Origin of the sequence: Gardnerella vaginalis (genome assembly GCF_040427915.1) — a bacterium.
Classification (GTDB): domain Bacteria; phylum Actinomycetota; class Actinomycetes; order Actinomycetales; family Bifidobacteriaceae; genus Bifidobacterium; species Bifidobacterium vaginale_C.
Window position 1 is genome coordinate 761,945 of record NZ_JBETXJ010000002.1, and the last position, 25,829, is coordinate 787,773.

Below are 25,829 nucleotides of genomic sequence, written 5' to 3' on the forward strand. Positions count from 1 at the left end.
TGCGTATGACGACAATTTTTAATGTAGCTGCGTATATCCTTGAGCTTACTGGAACTGTTACTACTATGAAGTTGCAGAAGTTGGCTTATTATTCGCAGGCTTATTGTTTAGCCACTACTGGAAATCCGTTGTTTTGTGAGAATTTTCAGGCTTGGAGAAATGGTCCTGTGGCCCCGACTCTGTTTAGTCGCCATCGCGGTAAGTTTTTGATTCGTAAAGGCGAGATCAATCTTTCGGATATTGAGCAGTCTGATTCCAATATTTTAACTGACAATCAAAAGCGTATTATTGAGAAGGTATGCGATAAATTTGGTGCGTATACTGGCAGTCAGTTGAGTGAAAGAACGCACAAAGAAGCTCCATGGAGTGATTTGCGTGAAGGTGTTGATGACTCGGCTGTTTGCTCTAAAGTGATTACCAAAGATTCTTTGAAAGAGTACTACACTCGTAATCCTTTGTTTTAAAGTTGTGTTGTCGATTACGCTAGCCTGCGTTTGTTTATTTTTGCCCGCGTTTGTTTTCGGATGTGGCGATTTGGTAAACAAATGCGGGGAAGTGTTCTTGGTTTTGTGGTTGGATTTGGTGGTTTTGGGAACAAATGCGGGGAAGTGTTCTTGGTTTTGTGGTTGGATTTGGTGGTTTTGGGAACAAACGCGGGGAAGTGTTCTTGGTTTTGTAGTCGGATTTACGTTGATGGGGAACAAACGCGGGGAGGTGGTGCGTGTTTTGTAGTCTAATAAGCCGTTGTATATGAGGGTATTTCCCGTATTTTCGTGGGCGTCAATATGAATTACTGTCTTTACGAGAGCTTGTAACAAACGCATATTTCAGATGATCTAAATTTTTATTCTACAAGTAGAATTTCTAATAGTTAACGTTAATGGTAATTGAATATGTTTTGTTTCTCCATTAAAACTTATTAATTCTAAAGTAGATTTAGCAATAGCTTCAAATGGTTGCTGCAATGTTGTTAAGCTAGGATGCGCCCATTTGCCAATATGAATGCCATCGCAGCCTATTACAGATAAATCATCTGGTATCTTTAATCCATATCTTTCAGCTGCTCCAAGTAATCCTAGTGCTGAAATATCTGAGCTACAGAAGATAGCGGTTGGTGGATCTGGGTTACTTACTATGTATGGGAATATACTTTCTCCAAATTCCTCAGTATATGGACCAGAAAATATTAAAGAATCATCGTATAATATTTTGCTATTTGATAAAGCGGATAAATAGCCATGTTTTCTGTCTGAGGTTGTACTTAACCCTTCTGGTCCTGACACGTAGGCTATTCTCTTATGTCCTAGGGAAAGTAGATAACAGACGGCTTGGTACGCTCCAGAGTAATTGTCAACAGTAACTGTTGATATATTAGATAATTTTTCATCATTCATTTGCTCATCTATTAGAACGGCATTCATTCCAGAAGGTATTACTTTACGCAAAGCTATATTATTGTTATTTAATCCGGCGTATATAAGCCCAATATACTTTTGCTCTTTAATTATGGATTCAACAATATTTCTTTCTTTTATTGGATTTCCTTGCGATATTTTAATATTTAATGCATATCCTAAACCATCTGCTGCCATGGATAGTTGTTGACATAGTTCACTATAGAATGGGTTATTTAATCCAGGAATAACAAGCGCCAGTGCTTTGTAAGTTGTCTTTGAGTTTATTTTAGTTGTGTATTTATAGAAATGTGCAGCCTCGTCAATTCTTTGTGCTGTAGAGTCTTCTACGTTTAACGTACCATGCAAATATCTCGATACGGTAGATGTAGATACATTTGCTCTTCTAGCCACTTGAACAATTGACATATAGACTCCATAAGTTTTATTGAAAAAGCAATAGTTTAATAAGTAATTTAATACTGTTAATGCTACTATTGCGCAAAAACTTTTACAATAGAAAAATTTGCGCAAAAATATCATGATATTCTAGCAATGAAGCCCTTTTAACCCATATTTTTAGCGTTTTTTGTGTTTGTTTTATTTGCGCAAAAGATTTATTATTTTTTATAAGAACATTCTTAATATGTGAGATTTACAAAGTAGAGATGTTTTTATTTGTTCAAAGCAAAGGAGCTGTTTATATGACAAAAGTTTTATTAGCTGGAGAATCTTGGATTTCATCCACTACAGAATATAAAGGTTTTGATGAATTCACATCTACTAAATTAGAAATTGGTTGCGTGGAATTTCTTGATGCTCTTAGAAAGTTCGGTCACGATGTTACACATCTAAAAGCTCATGATGTTCCAGAAAACTTTCCATGGACAATGGATGAATTAAACAAATACGATGTTGTGATACTTTCAGATATAGGAAGTAATTCATTTTTACTACCTAATAGGGTATTTGGTGAAGGAAAAAGATGCGTAAATCGTTTAGATTTATTAGCTAAATGGGTTCGTGAAGGTCATGGACTGATGATGGCAGGTGGATATCTTTCCTTTGCTGGATTTGAAGGTAAAGCTCATTATCATGGTACATCTATTGAAGATGTGCTTCCTGTTGAAATAAGTCCATTTGATGATAGAGTTGAAAAACCTCAAGGTGTAATTCCTAAAATAGTATCCAATCATCCAATTGTGAGTGATTTGAGTCCTATTCCAATTCTTCTTGGATATCAAAAGCTTTTAGCTAAAGAAAGTTCCAATATTCTCATGAAAGTTGATGATGATCCATTGCTCATTGCTAATGAGGTAGATAAAGGCAGAAGTATTGCTTTTGCATCAGATATAGCTCCTCATTGGGCTCCAGAAGCGTTTATGCAATGGAGTGGATATGGTCAACTATTTTCTAATTGCGTTAAGTGGCTTTCTAAAGAAATTTAATAATTGCAAATTAAAATTATTATTCACTATAAGAGTGAAGAAATATATGAAAGGAGATAATCATCATGAATAGTAAACAACGTTATATGGTTCCTTTATTGTTCATTGGAACAGTATTGGCTGGTATGCTTTCTCCAATGCAATCTGCTGTGAATGGGCAATTGGGAAAAGAATTAGCTGATGGGAATGCCTGTGCAGTAGTATCATTCGGTTCGGGACTTGTCGTTATGTTTATCATAATTCTCTCTCGAGCGTCTACAAGACAACAATTTGCTTCAATTCCTTCGAAAATTCGCTCTAACAATATACCTTGGTGGAGTTGGTTAGCTGGATTATGTGGAGCTATGGTTGTTTTTTCCGAAGGAGCATCTGCATCCGTACTTGGTGTTGCAACATTCCAGACAACTTTAATCTGCGGAATGGTTTTGTCTGGATTATTATGCGATAGATTTGGAATAGGTGTAGATACAAAGCAACCGTTTAATTTACCTCGTATATCTGGTGCAATTCTTGCAATTGTTGCAACTATTATGGTTGTTTCACCAAGCTGGCATGCTCCGTCAGTTGTATTTCTAGCTGTTCTACCATTTGCTGCTGGTCTTTTAGCGGGATGGCAACCTGCTGGTAATTCGGCAGTGGCTAATGAAACTTGTTCAATGTTAGTTTCTATAACTTGGAACTTTATAGTAGGTTTTTCCGTACTAGCAATTGCTCTTATTGTTAGAATCGCTACAGGTCAGACTTCTTTCCATCTTCCATTGACTTGGTGGATGTACTTAGGTGGTCCGCTTGGATTGTTGTCTATAGCTTTAATGGCTTTATTGGTGAGAGGATTAGGTCTACTTCTTTTAGGACTAGCTTCGACTGCTGGACAATTACTTGGGTCTGTGTTGATCGACTGGCTTGTTCCAGCGTTAGGCGCAAAAGTGTACGTTATTACACTTATTGGAACAGTTGTAGCACTAGTAGGTGCTGTTATAGCTGCAATACCTTCTGCTCGTAATAATCAGGATGAATTAGTCTCACAAGTTAATTGATAAAAAGTTTTTATTTTCAGTTAGTTATTATAAAGGAGTAATAACAATGTGTACTGGAATTGGAATAAGAAGCAAGCAAGGAAATTCATATTGGGGAAGAACCCAAGATTTTGAACAAGAGTTTGAATATGCTGGTATGAAGATACCGTCTGGTACTTCTATAGAATCAACCTATACACCATTTATTACTAAATGTGCAGTAATGGGTGTTGCTTGGGCTAAAGATGTGCATAAGAACCCTGTTATTTTAGATGGAATAAATGAATACGGAATATGCGGTGGGTCTTTCTATTTCGATCACTTCTTCCGATATGTGAGTAAGAAAGAAATTGATGATTCTAATAAAATTGCGCTTCGTGGAGAAGAATTAGTTACATGGATATTAACTCAGTACAGTTCTCTCGATGAGATCATTAATTCACTCAATTCGGATTTAGGAATAGTTAATGAACCTGGTCCAATGATGGGTATGTCTGTTCCGCAACATGCTGTCTTTTCCGATGAAACAGGTAGATCTATAGTTGTAGAACCGTCTATTCCTAATGGTTTTAAAATATTTGAAAATACCGTTGGTGTATTTACAAATGCCCCGACCTTTGACTGGCATCTTAATAATTTGAAAGCTCATCTTGAACGTTCTACCAATCGCAAATATCTTTATGACAACAATGAAGCTGTGAATAATGTGGGATTGGATGAGAGCATAAGTGGATTACTTGATATACCTAGCGACTATAAACCAGAAAGTCGATTTTTGAGAGCAGCTTATGCAAAATTAATGTCTATGCCAGTTGATGACGAGAATGCGATTAATGAAGTATTTCAATTGTTGTCAATGGAGAACACCCCTAAGGGAGTTCTACGAATATCGGTAGATGATGAGATGTTGGTCCCATGGACTCAATATACGTCTGCATACGACATAAGTAATAAAGATTTATACGCATTTTCGTATGATAATCACAATTTGAAATTATTACATTTTGGTAATCCTGACGAATGGGATCATGTAAGATATTTTGATTTTGTTTTGAAACAAACATATGAACCATTTGAAGAAGAATTGTAATTAGAAATAAGTTGGGTGTGCGTGCTTTTGCGTAACAAATATGCGTAGCATGTGCACCCTTGTATTGTCGTATTAATTTAAGTTTTTAATATAATTGTGTTTTTTGTTGATTCTAATAGCCCGCGTTTGTTTATTTTTGCCCGCGTTTGTTTTCGGATGTGGTGGTTTGGTAAACAAACGCGGGGAAGTGTTCTTGGTTTTGTGGTCGGATTTACGTTGATGGGGAACAAATGTGGGGAGGTGGTCTTGGTTTTGTAGTCGGATGTGGCGATTTGGTAAACAAATGTGGGGAAGTGTTCTTGGTTTTGTTTTCGGATGTGGTGGTTTGGTAAACAAACGCGGGGAGGTGTTCTTGGTTTTGTTTTCGGATTTGGCGATTTGGTAAACAAACGCGGGAGGAGGGATTGCGCGATTAGTATTTAGAACGAAAAAGACCGCAGCGACGAGACTGCGGTCTTAGAATAGTTAGCGCATCACGCATCACGAATAGCACACTACGTATCGCGTATTACGTATTACGCGTTACGAATCACGAATCACGAATCACGCATCATGCGATTCGTCGCGAAGAATCACGCATTGCGATTGCGCTTAAACGCGCCATACAATCCTGCGCAAGCAGCGCTAGCGATTGCAGCTTTAATAATATCGCCCACAATAAAGCCAGTAGAAGCCACAGCGATTGTCCAAACAGGCAAATGCATCATAAGCGATTGGCCTACAAAACCAAAAGCGTAAATCACAAGAGAACCAACAACAGACGCTGCAAAATACGCGCCAAATCGTGCAAATTTCTTAGCAACAGAATCCTCTGGCATAGCAGCATTAACAACGCCTTCGAGAGCAGACTTTACAAGCGCAATCGCAGCCACACCAAATACGAATCCAACAAGGAATCCAACGCTAGGACCTGCAAAAGCCACAACGCCACTCTTTCCGCCTGCAAACACTGGCATTCCAGCAGCACCAATCGCAAGGTACATAAGCACAGAGCTAACAGCCTGACGCCAAGTCAAAGTAAGACCAGCCAAAGCCAAAACCAAAGTTTGCAAAGTCACAGGAACAGGAGTTCCAGGAATTGGCAATGCGCCAGCCATAGTTGCAGCGCTAATAAGAACAGTAAACAAAAACGCCTTAGCAAACGGAATAGCCAAACGATTAACGTCAAAAGCCTTAGATGCAACTGCACTAGAGCCAGCACCAGAGTTTGCACTAGAGTTTACGCCAGAGTTAGATTCAAAATTAGCCACGATATCCTTCTTTCGTATTGTTTTTCGTTGCTGAATCAAAGATTAGACAAGAATCGAGCGCTGCGCGTTGGAGAAGTTTACAAAAAATCACATAATGTTTTGTTCAAATTCACGGATACTATAAGCCAAATTTCCTATAACTTGTAACGTATGGTTACGAATATCAAAAAAATACTTGTGGCAAATCGCGGCGAAATCGCGCTTAGAGTGATTCGCACTGCTCAAGAAATGGGAATCCCAACTGTGGCTATTTATGCGGCATCCGACCGTCAAGCACAGTATGTTGAAATGGCAGACGAAGCGTATGCGCTTTCTGGAGACACGTACAGAGACACTTATTTAAACGAAGACGCGATTATAGACATTTTGCATAAAAGCGGCGCGGATGCTGTACACCCAGGCTACGGATTCTTATCGGAAGTAGCGAGTTTTGCGCAAAAGGTGATTGATGCTGGCGCTGTGTGGATTGGTCCGAAGCCAGAAGCGCTTATTGATTTAGGCGATAAAATAACCGCTCGACGCGTGGCAACTCGCGCTAAAGTGCCTCCCGTACCAGGCATCTCGGAGCCTGTAAAAGACATTAGAGAATTGTTGACTTTTGCGCAAACACACGGCTACCCAGTGATGATGAAGCGCACAGATGGCGGCGGCGGTCGTGGAATAACCGTTGTACACAACGATGACGAGCTTCGCGGATTCTACATGAACCACGACGCTTTGCAAGGCGGCGATCTTGACGAGTACTTTATTGAGCGTTTTATAGACAAGGCCAGGCATGTGGAAACGCAGGTTGGCCGCGATTCGCATGGAAACTTCACCATATATTCCACGCGCGATTGCTCGGTGCAACGCCGAAACCAAAAGTTGGTTGAGGAAGCACCAGCGCCATTCCTTACCGATGACGAGAACGCGCAGCTTCACCGATATTCTCGTAACCTATTTGAAGCTGTTGACTACGTTGGTTTGGGCACGTGCGAATATATGGTGACATCTCAACACAAAGTTTACTTCTTGGAAGTGAACCCACGATTGCAAGTTGAGCACACAGTTAGTGAGGAAGTTAGCGGACTAGATCTTGTGCGCGAACAGCTTACGATTGCCGACGGCGGTGAGCTTACGCAAAATCACCCTTCGCGCGGACACAGTTTTGAGCTTAGAATCACGTCGGAAGACCCAGCAACGAATCTTACGCCTAGCGCAGGCACGCTAACAAAAATAGAGTGGCCATCGGGTCCTGGAATTCGCGTGGATTCTGGCGTAGAAGTTGGAGATAGCGTGTCTCCAAAATTCGACTCCATGATGGGTAAGCTTATTGTTACGGCGCAAAATCGCGACGCGGCAATTGCTCGCGTAAGACGCGCGCTTAAGGAGCTTTGCATTGAGGGCGTGCCAACTCCTGCTAAGCTTTTTGAGCAAATTTTTAACGACCCTGATTTTACGGCTCAAGATCACGATTTTGATATTTCTACAAAATGGCTTGAACGCAAGTATTTGAACCGTACTGCTGCAGCGGCAAATGGTGGACAGCCTGCTTCTTTGGATTCCAATAAGTCTGGTGAAGACGCGCAAAATAAGCCAACTAAAATGGAGTCTTTTGTAATAGAAGTAGACAATAAGCGCGTAAAACTTACGATTCCGCAAGATATTGTAGACAATCTTACTGGCTCAGCACGAGTTAGAAACACAGTTCGTGCATCGCAGCCGCTTAGAGGTCGAGGCTTAAGAGGAGATACTCACAAGTCGGAAACGCCGAAGGACGCTCCTGGCGTGATTTCTGCTCCAATGCAAGCTGTGATTACGCGTGTAAACGTTGCGGAAGGTCAGAACGTAGCCAAAGGCGATTTACTTGCTGTTCTTGAATCCATGAAAATGGAAAACTACGTTTACGCACCTGCAGCTGGCGTAGTTACTGGCATTTTTGTGGGGCCTGGAGATGGTGTAGAAGCAGGCGAAAAGCTTGTAACAATTGACGTGACTAAAGGCGGTAGTGCAAAATGAGTGCGCTTACTAAAGATGCTACACAAGTTGTAAAAGACACTAATAAAAGCGCTACACAACTTAACAAAGACGCGCAAAATACGCAAAATACGCAAGACGCTCAGCCTACGCAGACTATGCAGCCTCAGCGTGGAAAAGCAGCCGTAGAACACGCGGCTCGCCTTGCTAGAGACGCCGAGCAAAAGGCTTTAGAACGCCAGCATGCAAAGGGAAAATCCACTGCAAGAGAGCGTTTGGATTTGCTTTTTGACACGGGCACGTTTGAAGAAATCGGACGCTTTAATGGCGGAGACATAAATAACGATGTTGCAGGATGCGCTGTAATCACTGGCTTTGGCGAAGTGTACGGCAAAAAAGTGGCAGTTTATGCTCAAGATTTTTCCGTTCGAGGCGGCACACTTGGACGCGCTGAAGGACAGAAAATATGCCATCTTCTAGACATGGCATTGCAGCTTGGAGTTCCAGTTGTTGCCCTAATCGACTCGGGTGGCGCTCGCATTCAAGAAGGCGTTAACGCGCTTACGCAATATGGTAGAATCTTCAAAAAAACTTGTGAAGCAAGCGGTTTAATTCCACAAATCTCACTAATTCTTGGTCCTTGCGCTGGTGGCGCAGTTTATTGCCCTGCTCTTACGGATTTTATAATCATGACTCGTGAACATTCCAACATGTTCGTAACTGGCCCAGATGTTGTTAAGGCAGCTACTGGCGAGTCGATTAGCATGGACGATTTAGGCGGTGGATATGTGCATAACTCCACTTCGGGCGTTGCTCACTATTTGGGTGAAGACGAGGCGGATGCCATTGACTATGCGCGCACAATCTTGGCTTATTTGCCGCAAAATTGCAATCAAAATCCGCCAACATTCGCATACGCTGCCACTCGCGCAGACAGAGAAACCGCTAAGCAGCTTGCGACTATTGTCCCGAGCAATGATCGCCAGCCGTACGACGTTTTAGATGTTATTCGCGCAATCGTAGATTATGGCGAATTTGTGCAAATTCAAGAGCTTTACGCGGCATCCGCAGTAGTTGGTTTTGCTTGCATAGACGGGCATCCTGTTGGAATAGTGGCAAATCAGCCTAAAGTCAATGCTGGAATTTTAGACGTTAATTCTTCCGAAAAAGTAGCGCGATTTGTGCGATTGTGCGACGCGTTTAATCTTCCTGTTGTAACTCTTGTAGACACTCCTGGATACAAGCCGGGATCAGATCAGGAGCACGCTGGAATTATTCGCAGAGGCGCAAAAGTGATTTACGCATACGCAAACGCGCAAGTTCCTCTCGTCACTGTGATTTTACGCAAGGCTTTTGGTGGAGCATACATTGTAATGGGATCAAAGTCGATGGGAGCAGACTTTAACTACGCTTGGCCTACAAGTCAGATAGCGGTTTTGGGCGCTCAAGGAGCTGTGAACATTATTCACCGCAAAGATTTGCAAAAAGCAAAAGAGCGCGGACAAGATGTTGACGCTTTAAGAAAAAAGCTTGTTGAAGATTACGAAAATACCACTGTAAACGCGAATCTTTCGTTGGAAACTGGTCAGATTGACGCAATGATAGACCCAGAGCAAACAAGAGACGTTATTGCTAATTCTTTAAAGATTTTAAGAAGTAAAAAACGCGTTTCTAAAACGGGGAAGCATCATGGAAACCAGCCAATGTGATTTGCAGATGATTTGAGACGCACTCAAAAGTCGCAAGCAACCGCGCATAAAGCGACCAGAGATAAATAAATCCAAAAACACAAATAATCCAAAAAACACAAATAAATTTTAAAAATAAAACGTAAACCTACGAACAAAGGAAAATAAAATGACAACATACTTATTTGACCAGCTCGCACAAACACCACACATTCTTACCTTCGCAGGACAATCCACACCATGGGTGCAAGCCTTAAAAGAAACACAAAACGATGCGGAATTAAATAAAGAATTGCGCGAATATAACAAATTAGCAAAAACTTTACTGTCAAACATATATCCACAATTATTAGCAAATGCTGGAAGTGACATAAACGTATTCGATGCTTTAGAAAATTCTAAAATCAACACAGCCAGCGCACAATTAAGCGTACCAGGAATCACCATTGCTCAGCTGGCAAGCGTAAGAGACCTAACAAACCTAGGCTACAACTTTGAAGTAAATAAGCCAATTGCAAGCCTTGGACACTCTCAAGGCATAATAGCCGCAAAAATAGTAGAAGCTCGTATAAAAGCAGGGTCATGGCAAAACGCACAAAACCAAATAGCTGAACTTATAGCAATCGCATACATAATCGGAGCAGCCGCAGACCGCGAAGCGCGAATGTTAGAAATCAGTGGGAACGGCGAAAAAACACCAATGCTATCGCTAAAAGGCGTGACGTTTGATCAGGCAAAAGCCTTGATCGAGCGAGTAGAAAGAACCAGAGGCGTTATATCAATCGCAGTTAAAAACTCGCGAAATCACATTGTGCTATCAGGATATCCAGAAGACATGGAAGCTGTGCAAAATCAGGCACAGAAAGAGTCGCAGCGCTCCAAAAAAATGCGCGAAATGAAGGAACGAGGTGGATCAGTTTTTGCGCCAATCGCAGAGTATTTAGACGTTACAGTGCCATTCCATTCTCCAATCATGAAACCTGCTGTAGAACAAGTCGAAACCTGGGCAAAAGACGCAGGATTAGATGCTGAACTTGCACTAAATCTTGCAAACGCTGTGCTAGTAGAGACAGTAGATTGGGCGAAGCAAATAGCAGAAGTTTTAAACAACGTAAATGCGCGAGAGCTATACGTGCTAGACATGGGTCCAGGAGAGGTGCTTGGCAAGCTAACAAACGTGCTACTACAAGGAAGCGGAGCTGGCGTAGTAGAAGTCGGAACAATGAACGCGCGCGCAAAAGCAAGCACAACTAGCGCTGCAGAAGCTGAATTATTGCGTACCGGATGCTGGGCGGATTTTGCGCCGCGAGTAATCGACACTCCAGCTGGAAAAAAAGTTGTAACAAAATTCAGCAAGCTAACAGGCAAAGCTCCAGTACTGCTTGCTGGAATGACTCCAACCACAGTAGACCCAGAAATTGTAGCCGCCGCAGCCAACGCAGGATATTGGGCGGAACTTGCAGGTGGTGGACAAGTAACAGAAGAAGTATTTGACAGGCACATGGATTCTTTGAGCAAGCAATTGCAAGAAGGAGCAACCGTAGAATTCAACGCCATGTTTATGGACCGCTATTTGTGGAATTTGCAATTTGGCAGCAAACGTATAGTTCCAAAAAAGCGCGCTTCGGGGGCGCCAATCGACGGCGTAGTGATATCCGCAGGAATCCCAGAGTTAGACGAGGCAAAAGAACTTGTTGAAACTCTTCAAGCTGACGGATTCCCATATGTGGCTTTTAAGCCGGGAACAGTAGATCAGATTCGCCAAGTAGTTCGTATAGCAAAAGCTGTTAAACCAGCAACAATTATTGCGCAAGTAGAAGGCGGATCTGCAGGCGGCCACCATTCATGGGAGTCGCTAGATGATTTGCTACTTAGCACTTATGCTCAAGTGCGCGAATGCGATAATTTGGTTCTTGTAGCAGGTGGCGGAATCGGCACCCCAGCGCGCGCAGCAGACTATATTAGTGGCGATTGGGCTTGCGAATACGGTTTGCCAAATATGCCTGTAGATGCTGTGATGATCGGTACGGCAGCAATGACAGCAAAAGAAGCGCACACAAGCGCACAAGTTAAGCGCATGCTGGTTGAAACTCCTGGAATAACAGAAGAAAATACTTCAAGCGCAGAAGGATCTGCCGCAAGCTGCGATCCATTTGCTCCTATTGGCGAGCGCTGGGTGCCGTCTGGGAAAGTTGTTGGCGGAGTAACAAGCGGTTTAAGCCATTTGCACGCGGATATTTACGAGATTGAAAACGCGTCTGCACGCTGTGGTCGTCTTCTTGTTCATATGATGAAGAATCCACAGGAGCTTTCTAGCCGCAGAGATGAAGTGATTCGCGCGCTTAACTCTACTGCAAAACCATATTTTGGCGATGTTGAAAATATGACATATACCCAGTTTGCGCAGCGATTCCTTGATTTAAGCTATCCTTGGGCAGATCCTACTTACGCGGATCGCTACCTGCATTTGTTGCAGAGAATTGAAGCGCGTTTAATAAGTCAAGATTCTGGCGAATTTACTTCGATTTTGCCAGATATTAAGCAGGTTGCTGAAGATCCTCAGTCTGCTCTCGATTCTCTTGTGCAAGTTTTTCCTAATGCGAGCGCGATGAATGTTGTTCCAATGGATGCTGCATGGTTCCCAACCTTGGTGCGTGAATACCCTAAGCCAATGCCGTTTGTGCCAGTAATTGACAATGATCTTCTTCGCTGGTGGGGTCAGGATCAGCTTTGGCAGTCGGAAGATCCGCGATATTCTGCGGATGCTGTGCGAGTGATTCCAGGACCTATTTCTGTTGCAGGTATAACCACAATGGATGAGCCAATCGCGGATATTTTAGGAAGATTTGAGGCTGCGGTTATAAATCGTTCGGTTGCTTGCGACTTGCCTTTGGGCTTTAATCAAAACGCATTTAGTCAAATAGATTGTGCGCAAAATATTGAAGAATATGTGCGCTCATGCCCGAATATTTCTTGGATTGGTCACGTAACCAATAATCCTGCTTATAAAACGCAAAATAATAGTGAAAACTATGTTATAACCGTAATAAGTGAAGAAAATAGCGTAATTAAGCTTGATTTAGACATTAAACTAGACACGTTCTGGGATGAGCATGAATCCGACAATGAAAATAGCGGCAAAAATAGCGTAAAGAACAGCGGCAAAAATCATGCTGTTAGAGATATTGTAATTCCGCTTATTGTAGATGCAAAGCGTGCTGGAAGCATACCAGTAGTAGACCGCGAGAGACTACCAAAACACGTTTATAACATGTTGGCAGCAACTGCAGGCATTGGAAATACTGCGATTGCTGGAGATGTTTTAAGCGAAATGCCAAAAGTAGACGCAAGCCAAGAAGCGTGCGAGCAAGTTAAAAAAGAAATAGCTTGTGAAACAACATGTGAAACAGCCTGCGAAGAAACCTGCGAAATGCCATTTGGCGTGGTTAAATCAGCATACACGCTTTCTAGAAACCTAGGAATCGACCACGAATCTGCTACAGCTGGACGCCTGCCAGAAGGTTTACAAGCATCAAGAATCGTACCAGACGCGCTAGTAGGTCCAGCATGGCCAACAATATACTCAGCACTAGGATCCGTAATGGTAGACGGATACCCAGTAATTGAAGGACTACTCAACGCAGTACATTTAGACCATCTAATAGAACTAGATGTATCTACAGACGACCTGCAAAAATATGTTGGAACACGCATAAACCTCACTGGTTGGGCAGAAGATTACGCCGAATCAGCTTCCGGGCGAGTAGTGACAATACACATAATTCACAATGCACAAGACGGAACAAAAATCGCGCACGAAACAGAGCGATTCGCAATCCGTGGGCGAAGCTACAGTGCAGCACTACCAAAGCCTGCTCCAGAATACGGAGATGCGGCAGAATTACACGGATTTAGCGTAGACAACACGCCTAGACGAGCGCTTAGACGCGTCGTAATTCGCGCGCCTAAAGACATGACGGCTTTTGCACGCACATCAGGTGACTTTAACCCAATACACACATCCAAAAGAGGAGCTGCAATCTCTGGGCTTTCCGCACCTCTAGTACACGGAATGTGGCTTTCGGCCGCGGCTCAGCACGTTGCTCAAGCATTGGACGAAAAAGGCGCGCACTATGATCTTGTTGGCTGGACGTACAACATGTACGGCATGGTGCAGCTTAACGACGAGGTAGAAATTACCGTAGAACGCGTAGGAAAAGTACGCCGCGGAGGACTAGCGCTAGAAGTCACATGCCGAGTAAACGGGCAAATCGTTTCTAAAGCGAGCGCACTTACACGCGCGCCGCGAGCAGCATTCGTATACCCAGGACAAGGTATTCAAAAACAAGGAATGTCGTTGGATGAGCGCGCAAAATCGCCAGCTGTGCGCGAAACTTGGGAGCGTGCAGACAAGCTTACTCGCGAAAAACTAGGATTCTCAATACTTGCTGTAGTGCGAGATAATCCTAAGGAACTAACAGCAAATGGCGTAACATATCGTCATCCAGAAGGATTGCTCAACTTAACGCAATTTACTCAAGTTGCGCTCGCTACTGTTGCTTTTGCACAAACCGCGCGTTTAAGAGAAGCAGGATGCGATATTTGGCCTGCGTATTTTGCTGGTCACTCGCTTGGCGAATACAATGCGCTAAGCTCCTTCGCTCAAATTATTCCGCTAGAAACCGTGTTGGAACTCGTGTTCCACCGCGGATCTACAATGCATCACTTGATTGAGCGAGATGAGCAAGGACGATCCAACTATCGAATGGGTGCTTTGCGTCCAAACCAGTTCGGTGTAGACGATGATGGTGTAAACGCGTATGTTGAAGGAATCTCTAAGCAAACTGGCGAATTCTTGCAGATTGTAAACTACAATTTGGCAGGTCAACAATATGCAATAGCAGGCACAATAAAAGGTTTGAAAGCTTTGGCTCAAGATTCTGCCAAGCGAGCTAAAGAGTATGGCGGTAAGCCTCCATTCATGCTTGTTCCAGGAATCGACGTGCCTTTCCATTCCAAGCTGCTTAGAAAAGGTGTGCCAGAGTTTCGCGATAAGCTGGATTCTCTGCTTCCAGCACATATTGACTACTCTGTGCTGGTTGATCGTTATATACCAAACTTGGTTGCATGCCCGTTTGAGTTTACGCGCGAATTTGCGCAAAAGATTCTAGACGTTGTGCCTTCAGAACGTATTAAAGCTGCGCTAGAAAATGACGAAATTTGGGATTCTTATGCAGCTGATGAGCAAAAACTCGGCAGGTTGCTGCTTACGGAGCTTCTTTCCTGGCAGTTTGCATCCCCTGTTCGTTGGATTGAAACGCAGGCGCTTATGTTTGAAAGCGCTGCATGCGGTGGATTAGGCGTAGAAGAATATGTTGAGGTTGGTTTAGGAAACGCACCAACTTTGGCAAATCTTGGAGCAAAAACGCTTTCTATGCCACAGTTTAGCGGACAGAAAGTTACCGTTTATAACGTTGGCAGAGACGAGGGTCGTGTTTATATGACAGACACGGATTCGCTTGTGCCAGAAGTTTTTGAAGACGAAGAACCTGTGGTTGCAGAAGCAACGGCTGCTGGCGACTTATCCCAAACTAACGCGGAAAAATCGCAAGCAGCCGCCACAGCAAGTGCAGCATCTACTCAAATAAATGCAGATAATTCTGTGCAAAATGTGCAACAAAATGTGCAAAATGTGCAATCTGGGTCTGTGGCAGATATTGAGTTTAAGGCGTCTGATGCTATAAAAACACTTATAGCTTACAGTGCAAAAATTCGCGCCGACCAAATCGGAGACGCAGACACCACAGACACGCTAACAAACGGCGTATCCTCTAGGCGAAACCAGCTTTTAATGGACATAAGCTCCGAGCTTGGCGTGGCAAGCGTAGATGGTGCTGCAGAAGCTCCGATGAGCGCGCTGAACAAGTTAGTGGATTCTGTTGCTCCGCGTTATAAAGCTTTTGGAGCGGTTCTTTCAGACGTTGTGAGAGAACGCTTGCGCACACTCTTCGGCGCAGCTGGGTTTAAGCCTGCGCAAATAGATAAGAGAATCGAACAAGTATGGCAGCTAGGTGAAGGCTGGCGAGCACACGTTTTGGCTGCTCTTATTTTGCAAACGCGAGAAGGAGCAAGCGTACGCGGAGGCGACTTGGCACAACTTTCTACAGAGTCAGCAAAGAATACTTCTGCAGCGCAAGATTTGATCGATTCTGCGATTAATCAGGTTGCTAAAGAGCACGGAATTACTCTAGCTCAACCAGGTTCCGCAGGCACATCAGGCGGAGCAGTAGTTGATTCTGCAGCCTTGGACGAGTTTGCGCAGAAGGTTGTTGGTGCTGACGGCGTTTTGGCTGCTACTGCTAAATTCGTGTTAGCAAAGCTTGGTGTTGAAGCTCCTAAAGCAGAAGCTGAGAGCGACGAAAATGCTGCTGTTGTTGCAGCTGTAGAAGCCGAGCTCGGATCGGATTGGCCAAAACAGGTGGAGCCTCGATTCGATGAGCGCAAGGCGATTCTCTTCGATGATCGCTGGGCTAGCGCTCGCGAAGATTTGGCTAGAATATACTACGCGAATAAGGCTAATCAGGGGTCTGATTCAAATCCTTCTTCAAATCCTGCTTTATCTGAAATCAACAATTTTGGTTGTTTTGTTGGCACGGGCAAAACTATTGCTGAAGAAGCATTATGGTTCGCTCAAAAGTCGCAAGCAACCGGACTTGATAATCTGAGTTGCGTATTCAAGCGCATATCTAAAGATGCATTAACGGATATTAATGATCTTCCTAAAGATATTAAAGAAGTTAAAGAAGTTAATAGCGAAAACCTTGATTCTCGTCCTATTTTCTCAAATCGCTTCGCATCAGATGTTGCGGTTGTAACAGGCGTTGCACCAAATTCAATTGCTGCAGCAGTCGTCTGCGGTTTACTAAGAGGTGGAGCAACAGTTATAGCAACATCTCACAGTTTTAAGCCAAGCGTTAAAGCATGGGCGAAAAAAGCGTATCGTGAAAACGCTGTTATGGGAGCTAAACTATGGCTTGTTCCAGCAAACTTATCTAGCTACCGAGATGTAGATGCTCTCGTAAAGTGGGTTGGCACAGTTTCAAAGAAAGTCAGCGGCGCAACAACCACCATTTTGAAGCCAGCTTATGAGCCAAGCATGTTCTTCCCGTTTGCAGCACCTCCAGTTCACGGCACTTTGGCTGATTCTGGTGCGCTTTTCGAATCGCAGTCTCGCCTAATGCTATGGGGTGTGGAGCGTGCAATCGCAGGATTCGCGCAAATCGGAGCAGATACAGATGTGCAACATCGTATGCACGTTGTGTTACCTGGCTCTCCAAACCGCGGTATGTTCGGTGGCGACGGCGCTTACGGCGAAGTCAAGAGCGCATTCGATGCGATTGTGAACCGTGCACATGCCGAAAGCGTGTGGTCAAATCGTGTGACTTTTGCACATCCAAAAATCGGTTGGGTGCGTGGCACAGGTTTGATGGGAGGCAATGATCCGCTTGTTAAAGTCGTAGAAAAACGCGGCATAACAACGTATTCAACTCAACAAATGGCAAACCGTTTGCTAGATTTGTGCACTCGTGAAGCGCGCGAAGAAGCAGCGAAGGCTCCTCTAAACGTTGATTTTACAGGAGGATTAGGTAAGGATGCTCTTGATTTGAACGCGCTTCGCGCAGAAGCACTTGCGGATCAAGAACGCGCGGAGGCTTACGACTCATCCCAAACTAACGCGGATAAGTCGCAAGCTTTAGACGAGTCATATCCAAACGCAAAGTCTTCTATAAAAATAACAAACAAAGCACTTCCAACACCATACGCTTTGCAACAGCCTCACGTAAATCTGGCGGATTGGAAAAACGTTACAGCGCGACCAGAAAACCAGATTGTAATAGTATCTGTTGGAGAACTTGGACCATGGGGATCTGGGCGAACACGATTCGAAGCAGAACTTGGAATACAAGAAGACGGTTCCGTTGATATTTCTGCAGGAGCAGTATTGGAATTAGCTTGGAATATGGGCTTGCTAACTTGGCAAGACTCGCCAAAACCAGGCTGGTATGATGCGGACGGCACGCTTGTGCCAGAAGAAGATATTGCAGAAAAGTATCGCGATGAGGTAGTAGCACGTTCTGGTATTCGACCATTCGAAACCGGTATGGGTGGCGATTACAAAGACGGAGCAAACGAAGAAGAAGCCGAAATCTTCCTCGATCACGACGTGAGCTTCAGCGTGCCAACAGAAACAATTGCGCGCGAATACGTGGCGCTTGATGAAGAACACACTGCGATTATGCAAGATGCTGAATCGGGAGAATGGACCGTTACGCGCAAAACTGGCTCAATGATACGCGTGCCAAGGCGCGCAGCCATGACCCGAACTGTTGGAGGACAATTCCCTAAAGGCTTCGACCCATTAAAGTGGGGAATTCCAGCTTCGATGGTAGGAAGCGTAGACCCGATTGCGTTGTGGAATATCGTAACAACCGTAGACGCCTACATTTCCGCTGGTTTTACGCCTTCGGAAATTTTGCAAGCCGTGCATCCGTCCCTTGTAGCATCGACTCAAGGCACAGGATTTGGCGGAATGACGTCTATGCGAAAACTGTATCTGGATCGCTTCCTAAACCACGAAATCCCTACAGACGTGTTGCAAGAAGCACTGCCAAATGTTGTAGCAGCGCACGTAATGCAGACATATATTGGCGGTTACGGAAACATGATTCAGCCAGTTTCAGCATGCGCGACTGCAGCGGTTTCTCTCGAAGAAGGCGTTGATAAAATTGCGCTCGGCAAAGCCGACTTTGTTGTAACGGGCGCAATTGACGATATTGGCGTTGAATCCGTAGTTGGTTTCGGCAACATGAACGCCACTGCAAATAGTGAAGAAATGTATGCAAAGGGCATAAATCCACGATTCTTCTCTCGTGCAAACGATCGCAGACGTGGAGGCTTCCTTGAAGCTCAAGGCGGCGGTACGATTCTCGTTACGCGAGGAGATATTGCGCTTAAGCTCGGCTTGCCTGTTGCTGGCGTAGTTGGATTCATTCACTCTTATGCGGATGGCGTGCACACTTCGATTCCAGCTCCAGGATTGGGTGCGCTAGCTGCAGGAATGGGCGGGCGCGAATCCAAGCTTGTGCACGATTTGGCGGCGCTTGGAGTTACGCCAGACGATATTGCTGTGGTTTCTAAGCACGATACGTCTACGAACGCAAACGATCCGAACGAATCCGAACTGCACAATACTTTGGCTCATGCTATTGGGCGTACAAGCGGAAATCCACTGTTTGTAATCAGCCAAAAGACGCTTACTGGGCATGCAAAGGGCGGTGCGTGCATATTCCAAATCAACGGTTTAACGCAGCTGTTTAGAAGTGGCGTGATTCCTGGGAATATGTCGCTTGATTGTGTGGATCCTAAGCTCGCGCATGATGATCATATGGTGTGGTTGCGAAACCCAATGCGAGTTGGCATGGTTAAAGCGGCTCTGGCTACATCGCTTGGATTCGGACATGTTAGCGGATTTGTGGCTCTTGTGCATCCTGGTGCGTTTGAGGCGGCAGTGGCTGCTACGGAAGGTGCGGATGCGCTTAGCGAATGGCGAGCCAAGGCGAATGCGCGTCTTGCTGCAGGTCAGCGACGTTTGCAAGAGGGCATGATGGGTCATGTGCAACTGTTTGAGCCTGCGGAAAATCGCCGTTTGCTTAAAGACGGTACGCGTATGCCAGACGGGTCGCGCTACGATGGGCATGAGGCAGAAAAAGCTATGCTGCTAAACCCAGACGCTCGCCTAGATGCCAGCGGCTACTATTGCTAGATTGCTAGCGGCTTTTGTTTCTTTTTGCCCGCGTTTGTTTTCCAAAATGCCCAATATGGGAACAAACGCGGGGGAGTGATCTTGTGTTTGTTTCCCAAAACACCAAGAATGGGAACAAACGCGGGGGCAAAAGCACCGCATAGCCTGCGCTAAGTAGCGCATTAGCGAGTAATTAGGAAGTGAGTTTGATGATTGCGGGCATTGGACACGACATAGTGCAGATTGCACAATTCGCTCAACAGATGCATGATGGCGATGGTTGGCGCGCGCTGTTTTCTACGCGAGAGCTTAGACAGTGTGCCATGCGAGCGCACTTAAAAAACGACGCTGAGGCGATCCATATTGCCGCTCGTTGGGCTGGAAAAGAGGCGGTTATAAAATCTTGGTGCGAGGCTTTATCTTCGTTTGGAGATGTAAAATATCCTTACACACTAGATAACACACCGTGGGCGAGTATTGAGATTTTAGATGATTCTAATGGTTGCCCAAGCGTTCATCTTGATGCTGCTGTTAACGAGAAGCTTATGCAATCTTTGAGCACGGTTCCTATGATTAAGACGCAGAATGGCCTTTCTATTAGATGGCATGTTTCTTTGAGCCACGATGGTTTGCTTGAAGACGCGTCCGCAATCGCCTCTGCGTTTGTGATTCTAGAAATAGTTTAGATATTTTGCAATTTGCACTGCCTGGTTTTGTTTCTTTTTGCCCGCGTTTGTTGTCGTTTTGGGTCAGGTGGTAAACAAAAGCAGGAATAGTTGCCCGTGTTTGTTTCCTTTTTGGGTTAGATGGTAAACAAAAGCAGGAATAGTTGCCCGTGTTTGTTTCCTTTTTGGGTCAGATGGTAAACAAAAGCGGGCATGTTATCGTGTGCTGTAACGCTCTTGAGTATCTAAGTGGAGTGTCGTTAGTTGTTTTATGTCAAAATCATCTGTATAATTGTTCGAGTCGCTGTTTTGGGGTCTTATAAAAATTCCATTACGTGCAATTGCGGATGTAGCTCAATGGTAGAGTATCAGTCTTCCAAACTGATGACGCGGGTCCGATTCCCGTCATCCGCTCCACTTGATTTCTGTGATTTCTTTGATTCCGATTGTGCTAAATATAGCGTGATTAGTTCTAGTTATTTTTGTGTTTTTCGTTATTCTATATGATTCGCAACTTGTTTCTTTACTGTTTGCGCATATTGCTATGGTTATATGAGGTAAAAACACGTAAAAACATATCTCTGGAGGAGTTGTGGGACAAATTATTGTACGTGTAATTGCAAGTTTAGTTTCTGTTGCTACTGCATTTGTTATGAACGTTTCTCCATCTATTAATGTTGAAGGACGTGATGTTTTTGAAGGCTCTGCTTCTAGTTCATCAAGAAGTTCGTTAAGAAGTTCCAAAAATAATGCAATAAAAAGTGCAGATAATGGAAATGGTAATTCTGCTGAAGATAATCGTTTGAATGGTTTCGCCGATGGTGATGCCAATAATCCTGATTTCAAGTTGCCTTCAAAAGTGGCGTCGTCATTTAAGAATAGTGACGAAGTAGTTTCTTCAAAATATGCTCTTACATCTACTGGTCATTTGAAATCTCTTAAGACTGGCGATATTGTTACTGATCCTAAAATTATTGGCACTAAAGACAAGCAGCCAGATCCTCTTGCTAAGAGCGATGGAAGACGTTTTACGCCTATTACTGTTGGAGATTTGCGAAAAGCAATTAAGCGCTACAATCCTGCCAATTCTACGAATTCTACAAATTCCGCCAATCCTTCCGCGGTTCGTCTAATAAGCTCAAATCAGCCTATTCCAGACGAATCTAAATCTTCTGCTAAAGCAAAAGATTCAACAATATTGTCTTCTAAAACAGCCACAACAACTGATGGTATTGTTCGCAAAGCCTATTTGCCTGTAACAAATTATGGCGTGGAATGGGAAGATTACAATGGTTCTCAATCATTCTTTGATGGCAACGGAAACATGTTTGCTTATAACGCTAGAGGTGTTATAGATGTTTCTGAACATCAGCATGAAATTGATTGGGCTGCTGCTAAAGCCGCTGGAGTAGAAGGTGCAATAATTCGCATCAGCTACGGCTGGGATAATGGCTACGATAAGTATGCTGTGCGAAATATCAACGAATGCAAGCGTTTAGGTATTCCTTTTGGAGTTTATGTTTATTCCTACGCTGAAACGCCTTCTGATGGCGCTTCCGAAGGTGCCGATGTGGCAAGGCTTTTGCAAGGTGCTGGAGTTAATCCAAGTGACCTTTCATACCCTGTTTACTATGATTTGGAAAGATGGGAGTGGGCAGGGCATCAACCACCTACTGATCCATACGTTTATCAGAATATTGTCGCATCGTGGTGGAACCAGCTGGCTTCTGCTGGATACACTAATCTAGGTGTTTATTCTTATGCGAATTATTTAAACGGTCCGCTTAATTCCCAATACATTCACGATCGCACAAGCTGGGTTGCTAGCTATGGTGCCACTACGCTTTTTAACATTACAACACCATTAGGTGGTTGGCAGTACACTTCTAGCGGTTCTGTCTCTGGAATTCAAGGTAATGTTGATTTAAACGCATTCGGTACTAGACCAACTACGGCTACAAGTCGTGCTCACATAGATTTTACGTGGATTGTTCGCAGTAACGATATAGCTGTAGGTGCTGCAGCAAGTAGCAGTATTTACAATCACATGGAATACCGTTGGCTTGCTTACGATTTGCTTAATAAGCAGTGGAAAACTATTTCTGACTGGTCCGTTAGCAATTGGGCTTCTTGGGTGACAAGCAACGGTGATTATTGGCTTCATTGTGATGTTCGTGATTCGTTCACTAAGAAGCCTTTGGGTAACAAAACCATTGCTTTCCACTATGAGATTCAGAATGCACCAGCCCCTGTTTTTACAGGTGACACAGTGGTTTCTGGCACTTATGCGGCTTGGCGTGGTAGCAATGTTTTACTAGGTGCTACTACAAATAACCCTAATGGTTACACTATTATCAAAATATATGACTATAACGCCAAACAATGGGTGAGCCAATTTAAGGGTCCGTGGGCTTTGTGGAGTCCTAAACCTGGAATTTATTGGACACACTTTGAAGCGTACACATCTAGTGGTATACTCAAAGATACTAAGACTTACGCTTTTGGAGTGTAGTTTTAGACTAAGAGTAAATATTTTCTCCAGTTTTCCGTTTAAGAGAAAAAAGGGACCAGATGCTAATAACATCTGGTCCTTGTTTTTTGTGCGCGAGATGGGACTTGAACCCACATGTCGTAAGACACAGGAACCTAAATCCTGCGCGTCTACCATTTCGCCACTCGCGCTTAAATCGCCTAAAACAAGCGAAAAAGAAACTTTAAGAGCCACTTGACAGAATCGAACTGTCGACCTTCTCATTACGAGTGAGACGCTCTACCGACTGAGCTAAAGTGGCAATTTGCCCGAGAAGCATTCGCGACTCGCGCACAAATCAAATACTATATATTAATATTTGCAATTTGTCTAGCATGACGCGCCGCAAATGTTCGCATGTGTTCTAGTCAAAGTGTATTTCTGTCCTCTTTTGTGAGTATCTTGGCAATTGGAAGATAGTGATGCACAAGTTTCACTTTGCGCGCATTTACACGTGTTTACTTTATAGTTCACTATGATTCTCGATGATTATTGTGATTAAAACGTGTTCAAGTGTGCCTAAAGATTGATAAAACAAGGCATCACGTCACTTCATTCAAGATGAAAGGACCAAGAAATGGCCATCAATCCACCAGTTGACGCCGTTAAAACACCTGAATGGGCTGCTTTGCAGAAGCACTATGATGAATTGCAGTCCGAAGGCGTGAGCCTGAAGAAGTGGTTTGCTCAGGATGCAAATCGCGTGGATAAGTTGAGCTTCGAAGCTGGAGACCTCCACTTCGATCTTTCTAAGAATTTGATTAAGCCAGAGACGCTTAAGCTTTTCGCCGACCTTGCAAAGGCTGTTAAGCTCGATGAGCGCACTAAGGCGATGTACACTGGCGTGCACATTAACAACACTGAAGACCGTGCAGTATTGCACACTGCTTTGCGTCGTCCAGCCGAAGACGCTGGCAAGTTCATGGTAGACGGTCAAGATACCGTTGCCGACGTTCGTGAAGTATTAGGTCGCATTTACGATTTTGCAAACAAGGTTCGCTCCGGCGCTTGGAAGGGCGTTACTGGCAAGAACATCAAGACCGTTGTAAACATTGGTATCGGCGGTTCCGACCTTGGTCCAGTCATGGTTTACGAAGCCTTGAAGCCATACGCTGACGCTGGTATTAGCGCTCGCTACGTTTCCAACATTGATCCAAACGATATGGCAGAAAAGACCAAGGATTTGGATCCAGAAACCACGCTTTTCATCATTGTTTCCAAGACCTTCACCACTTTGGAAACCTTGACCAACGCTCGTACAGCTCGTACCTGGTTGCTTAACAAGCTTCAGGAGAGCGGTGCTATTGACGGCAGCGACGCAAAGAAGGCTGAAGCTGTTGCTAAGCACTTCGTGGCTGTTTCCACCAACCTCGAAAAGGTTGAAGAGTTCGGCATCAACCCAACCAACGCTTTCGGATTCTGGAACTGGGTTGGCGGCCGCTACTCCGTAGATTCCGCCGTTGGTACTTCTTTGGCTGTAGTTCTCGGACCAGAGCGCTTCGAAGAGTTCTTGAAGGGCTTCCACGCAATCGATACTTACTTTGCTGAAACCCCATTCGAGAAGAATGTTGTTGTGCTTCTCGGCATGCTCAACGTTTGGTACCGCAACTTCTACAAGGTTGCTTCCCACGCTGTTCTTCCATACGATCAGTACTTGCACCGCTTCCCAGCTTATTTGCAGCAGCTCACCATGGAATCCAACGGTAAGTCTGTGCGCTGGGATGGCACTCCTGTAACAAGCGAAACCGGCGAAATCTTCTGGGGCGAGCCAGGCACCAACGGCCAGCACGCTTTCTACCAGTTGATTCACCAGGGCACTCAGCTCATTCCAGCTGATTTCATTGCTTTCGTGAACACGCCAAATCCTACTAAGGATGGCGATCAGGATGTGCACGAGCTCTTCTTGGGCAACTATCTTGCACAGACCAAGGCTCTTGCTTTCGGCAAGACTGCTGACGAAGTTCGCGCTGAAGGCACTCCAGAAGAGATCGTTCCAGCTCGCGTATTTAGCGGCAACCGTCCAACCACGTCCATCTTCGGCGAAGCTTTGACCCCATTTAGCTTGGGCGAGTTGATCGCTCTCTACGAGCACATCACCTTCGTTGAAGGTACTGTTTGGGGATTGGATTCCTATGACCAGTGGGGTGTGGAGCTTGGCAAGCAGCTTGCAAAGCAGATTACTCCTGCAATCTCTAAGGATGACGATGCTTTGGAAGCTCAGGATGCTTCTACCCAGAGCTTGATTAGCTTCTACCGCGCTCATCGCAAGTAGTAGTGAGTGTATAGCAATCTTATTTGATTGGTTGATTTAAAGCCTCTTGTTGATTAAATTCTTCAAGAGGCTTTTTTTGTTTTTTGCGTTTTTCTTGCTTGGCATTGCGCGCTTTTCCTATTTAGCGTTGCGCGAGGGCTGGGTGTTTCTTGTCTCACAACGCTCTGCCTCTTGCGTGTTGGTTATTGTTGCGGTTGTTCCGTTTTGGCTTTGATTTTGTTTTTTGGTTGAAGTTTGTTTGTAGTGGTTGATCATTGGATTATTTGGTATCGGCTGCCGCTCTTATATTGTTCGACCAAGAATCACCCAGCCCTCTTACATGCTTGAACAATTGCGTACCACTTAATCACTGAGATTCTCGATTTTTCTTGCTACTTCAGCGAATCACCATTTCATGCTGAGGTTCGCTTCATCCGCTGCGAAAAATCTTGAATCTCTACATAGCTTGCGCTCCGACCTGCCTTTTCACTTAAACCGTAGCGCGAAAAGTCAATCCAAAAATAGGTTGACACAAGAGCAGTGATAATTTATAATAAGCACGGTCGGTAGGTAAGGCTACCACGGGGATACGGGTTGCTGCCGCAACACAGTGGAGACACTGCACGTTGGTCAACAGTCGTTGTCGATTTCAAGGCTTCGACTAATGCAACGCCACCGCCCTGCGAAGCTGAAGCTTGAACGACAAGATTGAGGCTGATTTCTTTTGGTTTAAAAATCA

At 44.3% G+C, this 25,829-nt stretch carries 12 protein-coding genes, 3 tRNA genes and 1 riboswitch; of the genes, 11 read left to right on the forward strand and 4 right to left on the reverse strand.

Annotated features, from left to right (window positions below; all coding sequences use genetic code 11):
* The first annotated feature begins 5 nt into the window (after window positions 1-5).
* A complete protein-coding gene (locus ABVC65_RS03210; RefSeq protein ID WP_353582579.1) occupies window positions 6-464 on the forward strand; it encodes a Panacea domain-containing protein in 459 nt (152 codons plus the stop codon).
* Window positions 465-836: 372 nt separating this feature from the next.
* On the opposite strand, the gene ABVC65_RS03215 is transcribed toward ABVC65_RS03210, so the two are convergent.
* Window positions 837-1,823: a LacI family DNA-binding transcriptional regulator gene (locus tag ABVC65_RS03215; protein ID WP_004120961.1), complete on the reverse strand. Its 987-nt coding sequence runs from the start codon at window positions 1,821-1,823 to the stop codon at window positions 837-839.
* Between the two features lie 275 nt (window positions 1,824-2,098).
* Here ABVC65_RS03215 and ABVC65_RS03220 point away from each other — a divergent pair, with 275 nt between their 5' ends.
* The 3 genes from ABVC65_RS03220 to ABVC65_RS03230 all read left to right on the forward strand — a co-directional run bounded on the left by ABVC65_RS03220 (window position 2,099) and on the right by ABVC65_RS03230 (window position 4,948).
* A complete protein-coding gene (locus ABVC65_RS03220; protein WP_004123781.1) occupies window positions 2,099-2,842 on the forward strand; it encodes a glutamine amidotransferase in 744 nt (247 codons plus the stop codon).
* Window positions 2,843-2,907: 65 nt separating this feature from the next.
* On the forward strand, window positions 2,908-3,879 hold the full coding sequence (locus ABVC65_RS03225; protein WP_353582580.1) for a DMT family transporter: 972 nt from the start codon (window positions 2,908-2,910) through the stop codon (window positions 3,877-3,879).
* Between the two features lie 46 nt (window positions 3,880-3,925).
* Window positions 3,926-4,948, forward strand: a complete 1,023-nt coding sequence (locus ABVC65_RS03230; protein ID WP_004123762.1) for a linear amide C-N hydrolase — start codon at window positions 3,926-3,928, stop codon at window positions 4,946-4,948.
* A gap of 572 nt (window positions 4,949-5,520) precedes the next feature.
* Here the strand turns inward: ABVC65_RS03230 and ABVC65_RS03235 are convergent.
* Window positions 5,521-6,198, reverse strand: a complete 678-nt coding sequence (locus tag ABVC65_RS03235) for a biotin transporter BioY (protein ID WP_353582581.1) — start codon at window positions 6,196-6,198, stop codon at window positions 5,521-5,523.
* A gap of 150 nt (window positions 6,199-6,348) precedes the next feature.
* On the opposite strand from ABVC65_RS03235, the gene ABVC65_RS03240 reads away from it, so the two are divergent.
* The 6 genes from ABVC65_RS03240 (at window position 6,349) to ABVC65_RS03265 (ending at window position 22,821) form a co-directional block, all read left to right on the forward strand.
* Complete coding sequence (locus ABVC65_RS03240; RefSeq protein WP_004123757.1) at window positions 6,349-8,196, forward strand: biotin carboxylase N-terminal domain-containing protein; 1,848 nt, start codon at window positions 6,349-6,351, stop codon at window positions 8,194-8,196.
* The gene (locus ABVC65_RS03245) at window positions 8,193-9,863 is read left to right on the forward strand and encodes an acyl-CoA carboxylase subunit beta (RefSeq protein WP_101890025.1); all 1,671 of its coding nucleotides are present in this window, start codon (window positions 8,193-8,195) and stop codon (window positions 9,861-9,863) included. Before ABVC65_RS03240 ends, ABVC65_RS03245 begins: the two co-directional genes overlap by 4 nt.
* Window positions 9,864-10,011: 148 nt before the next feature.
* Window positions 10,012-19,665 carry a fatty acid synthase subunit beta domain-containing protein gene (locus ABVC65_RS03250; protein ID WP_353582582.1) on the forward strand — a complete coding sequence of 3,218 codons (9,654 nt, stop codon included), beginning with the start codon at window positions 10,012-10,014 and terminating at the stop codon, window positions 19,663-19,665.
* Between the two features lie 188 nt (window positions 19,666-19,853).
* Window positions 19,854-20,330 (forward strand): holo-ACP synthase, encoded by a 477-nt coding sequence (locus ABVC65_RS03255; RefSeq protein ID WP_353582583.1) that lies wholly within the window; start codon window positions 19,854-19,856, stop codon window positions 20,328-20,330.
* A gap of 322 nt (window positions 20,331-20,652) precedes the next feature.
* Window positions 20,653-20,726 (forward strand) — tRNA-Gly (locus tag ABVC65_RS03260).
* Window positions 20,727-20,901: 175 nt separating this feature from the next.
* Window positions 20,902-22,821, forward strand: coding sequence for a glycoside hydrolase family 25 protein (locus tag ABVC65_RS03265; protein WP_353582584.1), 1,920 nt, complete (start codon window positions 20,902-20,904; stop codon window positions 22,819-22,821).
* Between the two features lie 89 nt (window positions 22,822-22,910).
* On the opposite strand, the gene ABVC65_RS03270 is transcribed toward ABVC65_RS03265, so the two are convergent.
* A tRNA-Leu gene (locus ABVC65_RS03270) sits at window positions 22,911-22,991 on the reverse strand.
* A 37-nt stretch (window positions 22,992-23,028) separates the two neighbouring features.
* A tRNA-Thr gene (locus ABVC65_RS03275) sits at window positions 23,029-23,101 on the reverse strand.
* Between the two features lie 315 nt (window positions 23,102-23,416).
* Here ABVC65_RS03275 and pgi point away from each other — a divergent pair.
* Window positions 23,417-25,111: a glucose-6-phosphate isomerase gene (gene pgi, locus ABVC65_RS03280; RefSeq protein ID WP_353582585.1), complete on the forward strand. Its 1,695-nt coding sequence runs from the start codon at window positions 23,417-23,419 to the stop codon at window positions 25,109-25,111.
* Between the two features lie 534 nt (window positions 25,112-25,645).
* A riboswitch (M-box (ykoK) riboswitch) is annotated at window positions 25,646-25,806 on the forward strand.
* Window positions 25,807-25,829: the final 23 nt, after the last annotated feature.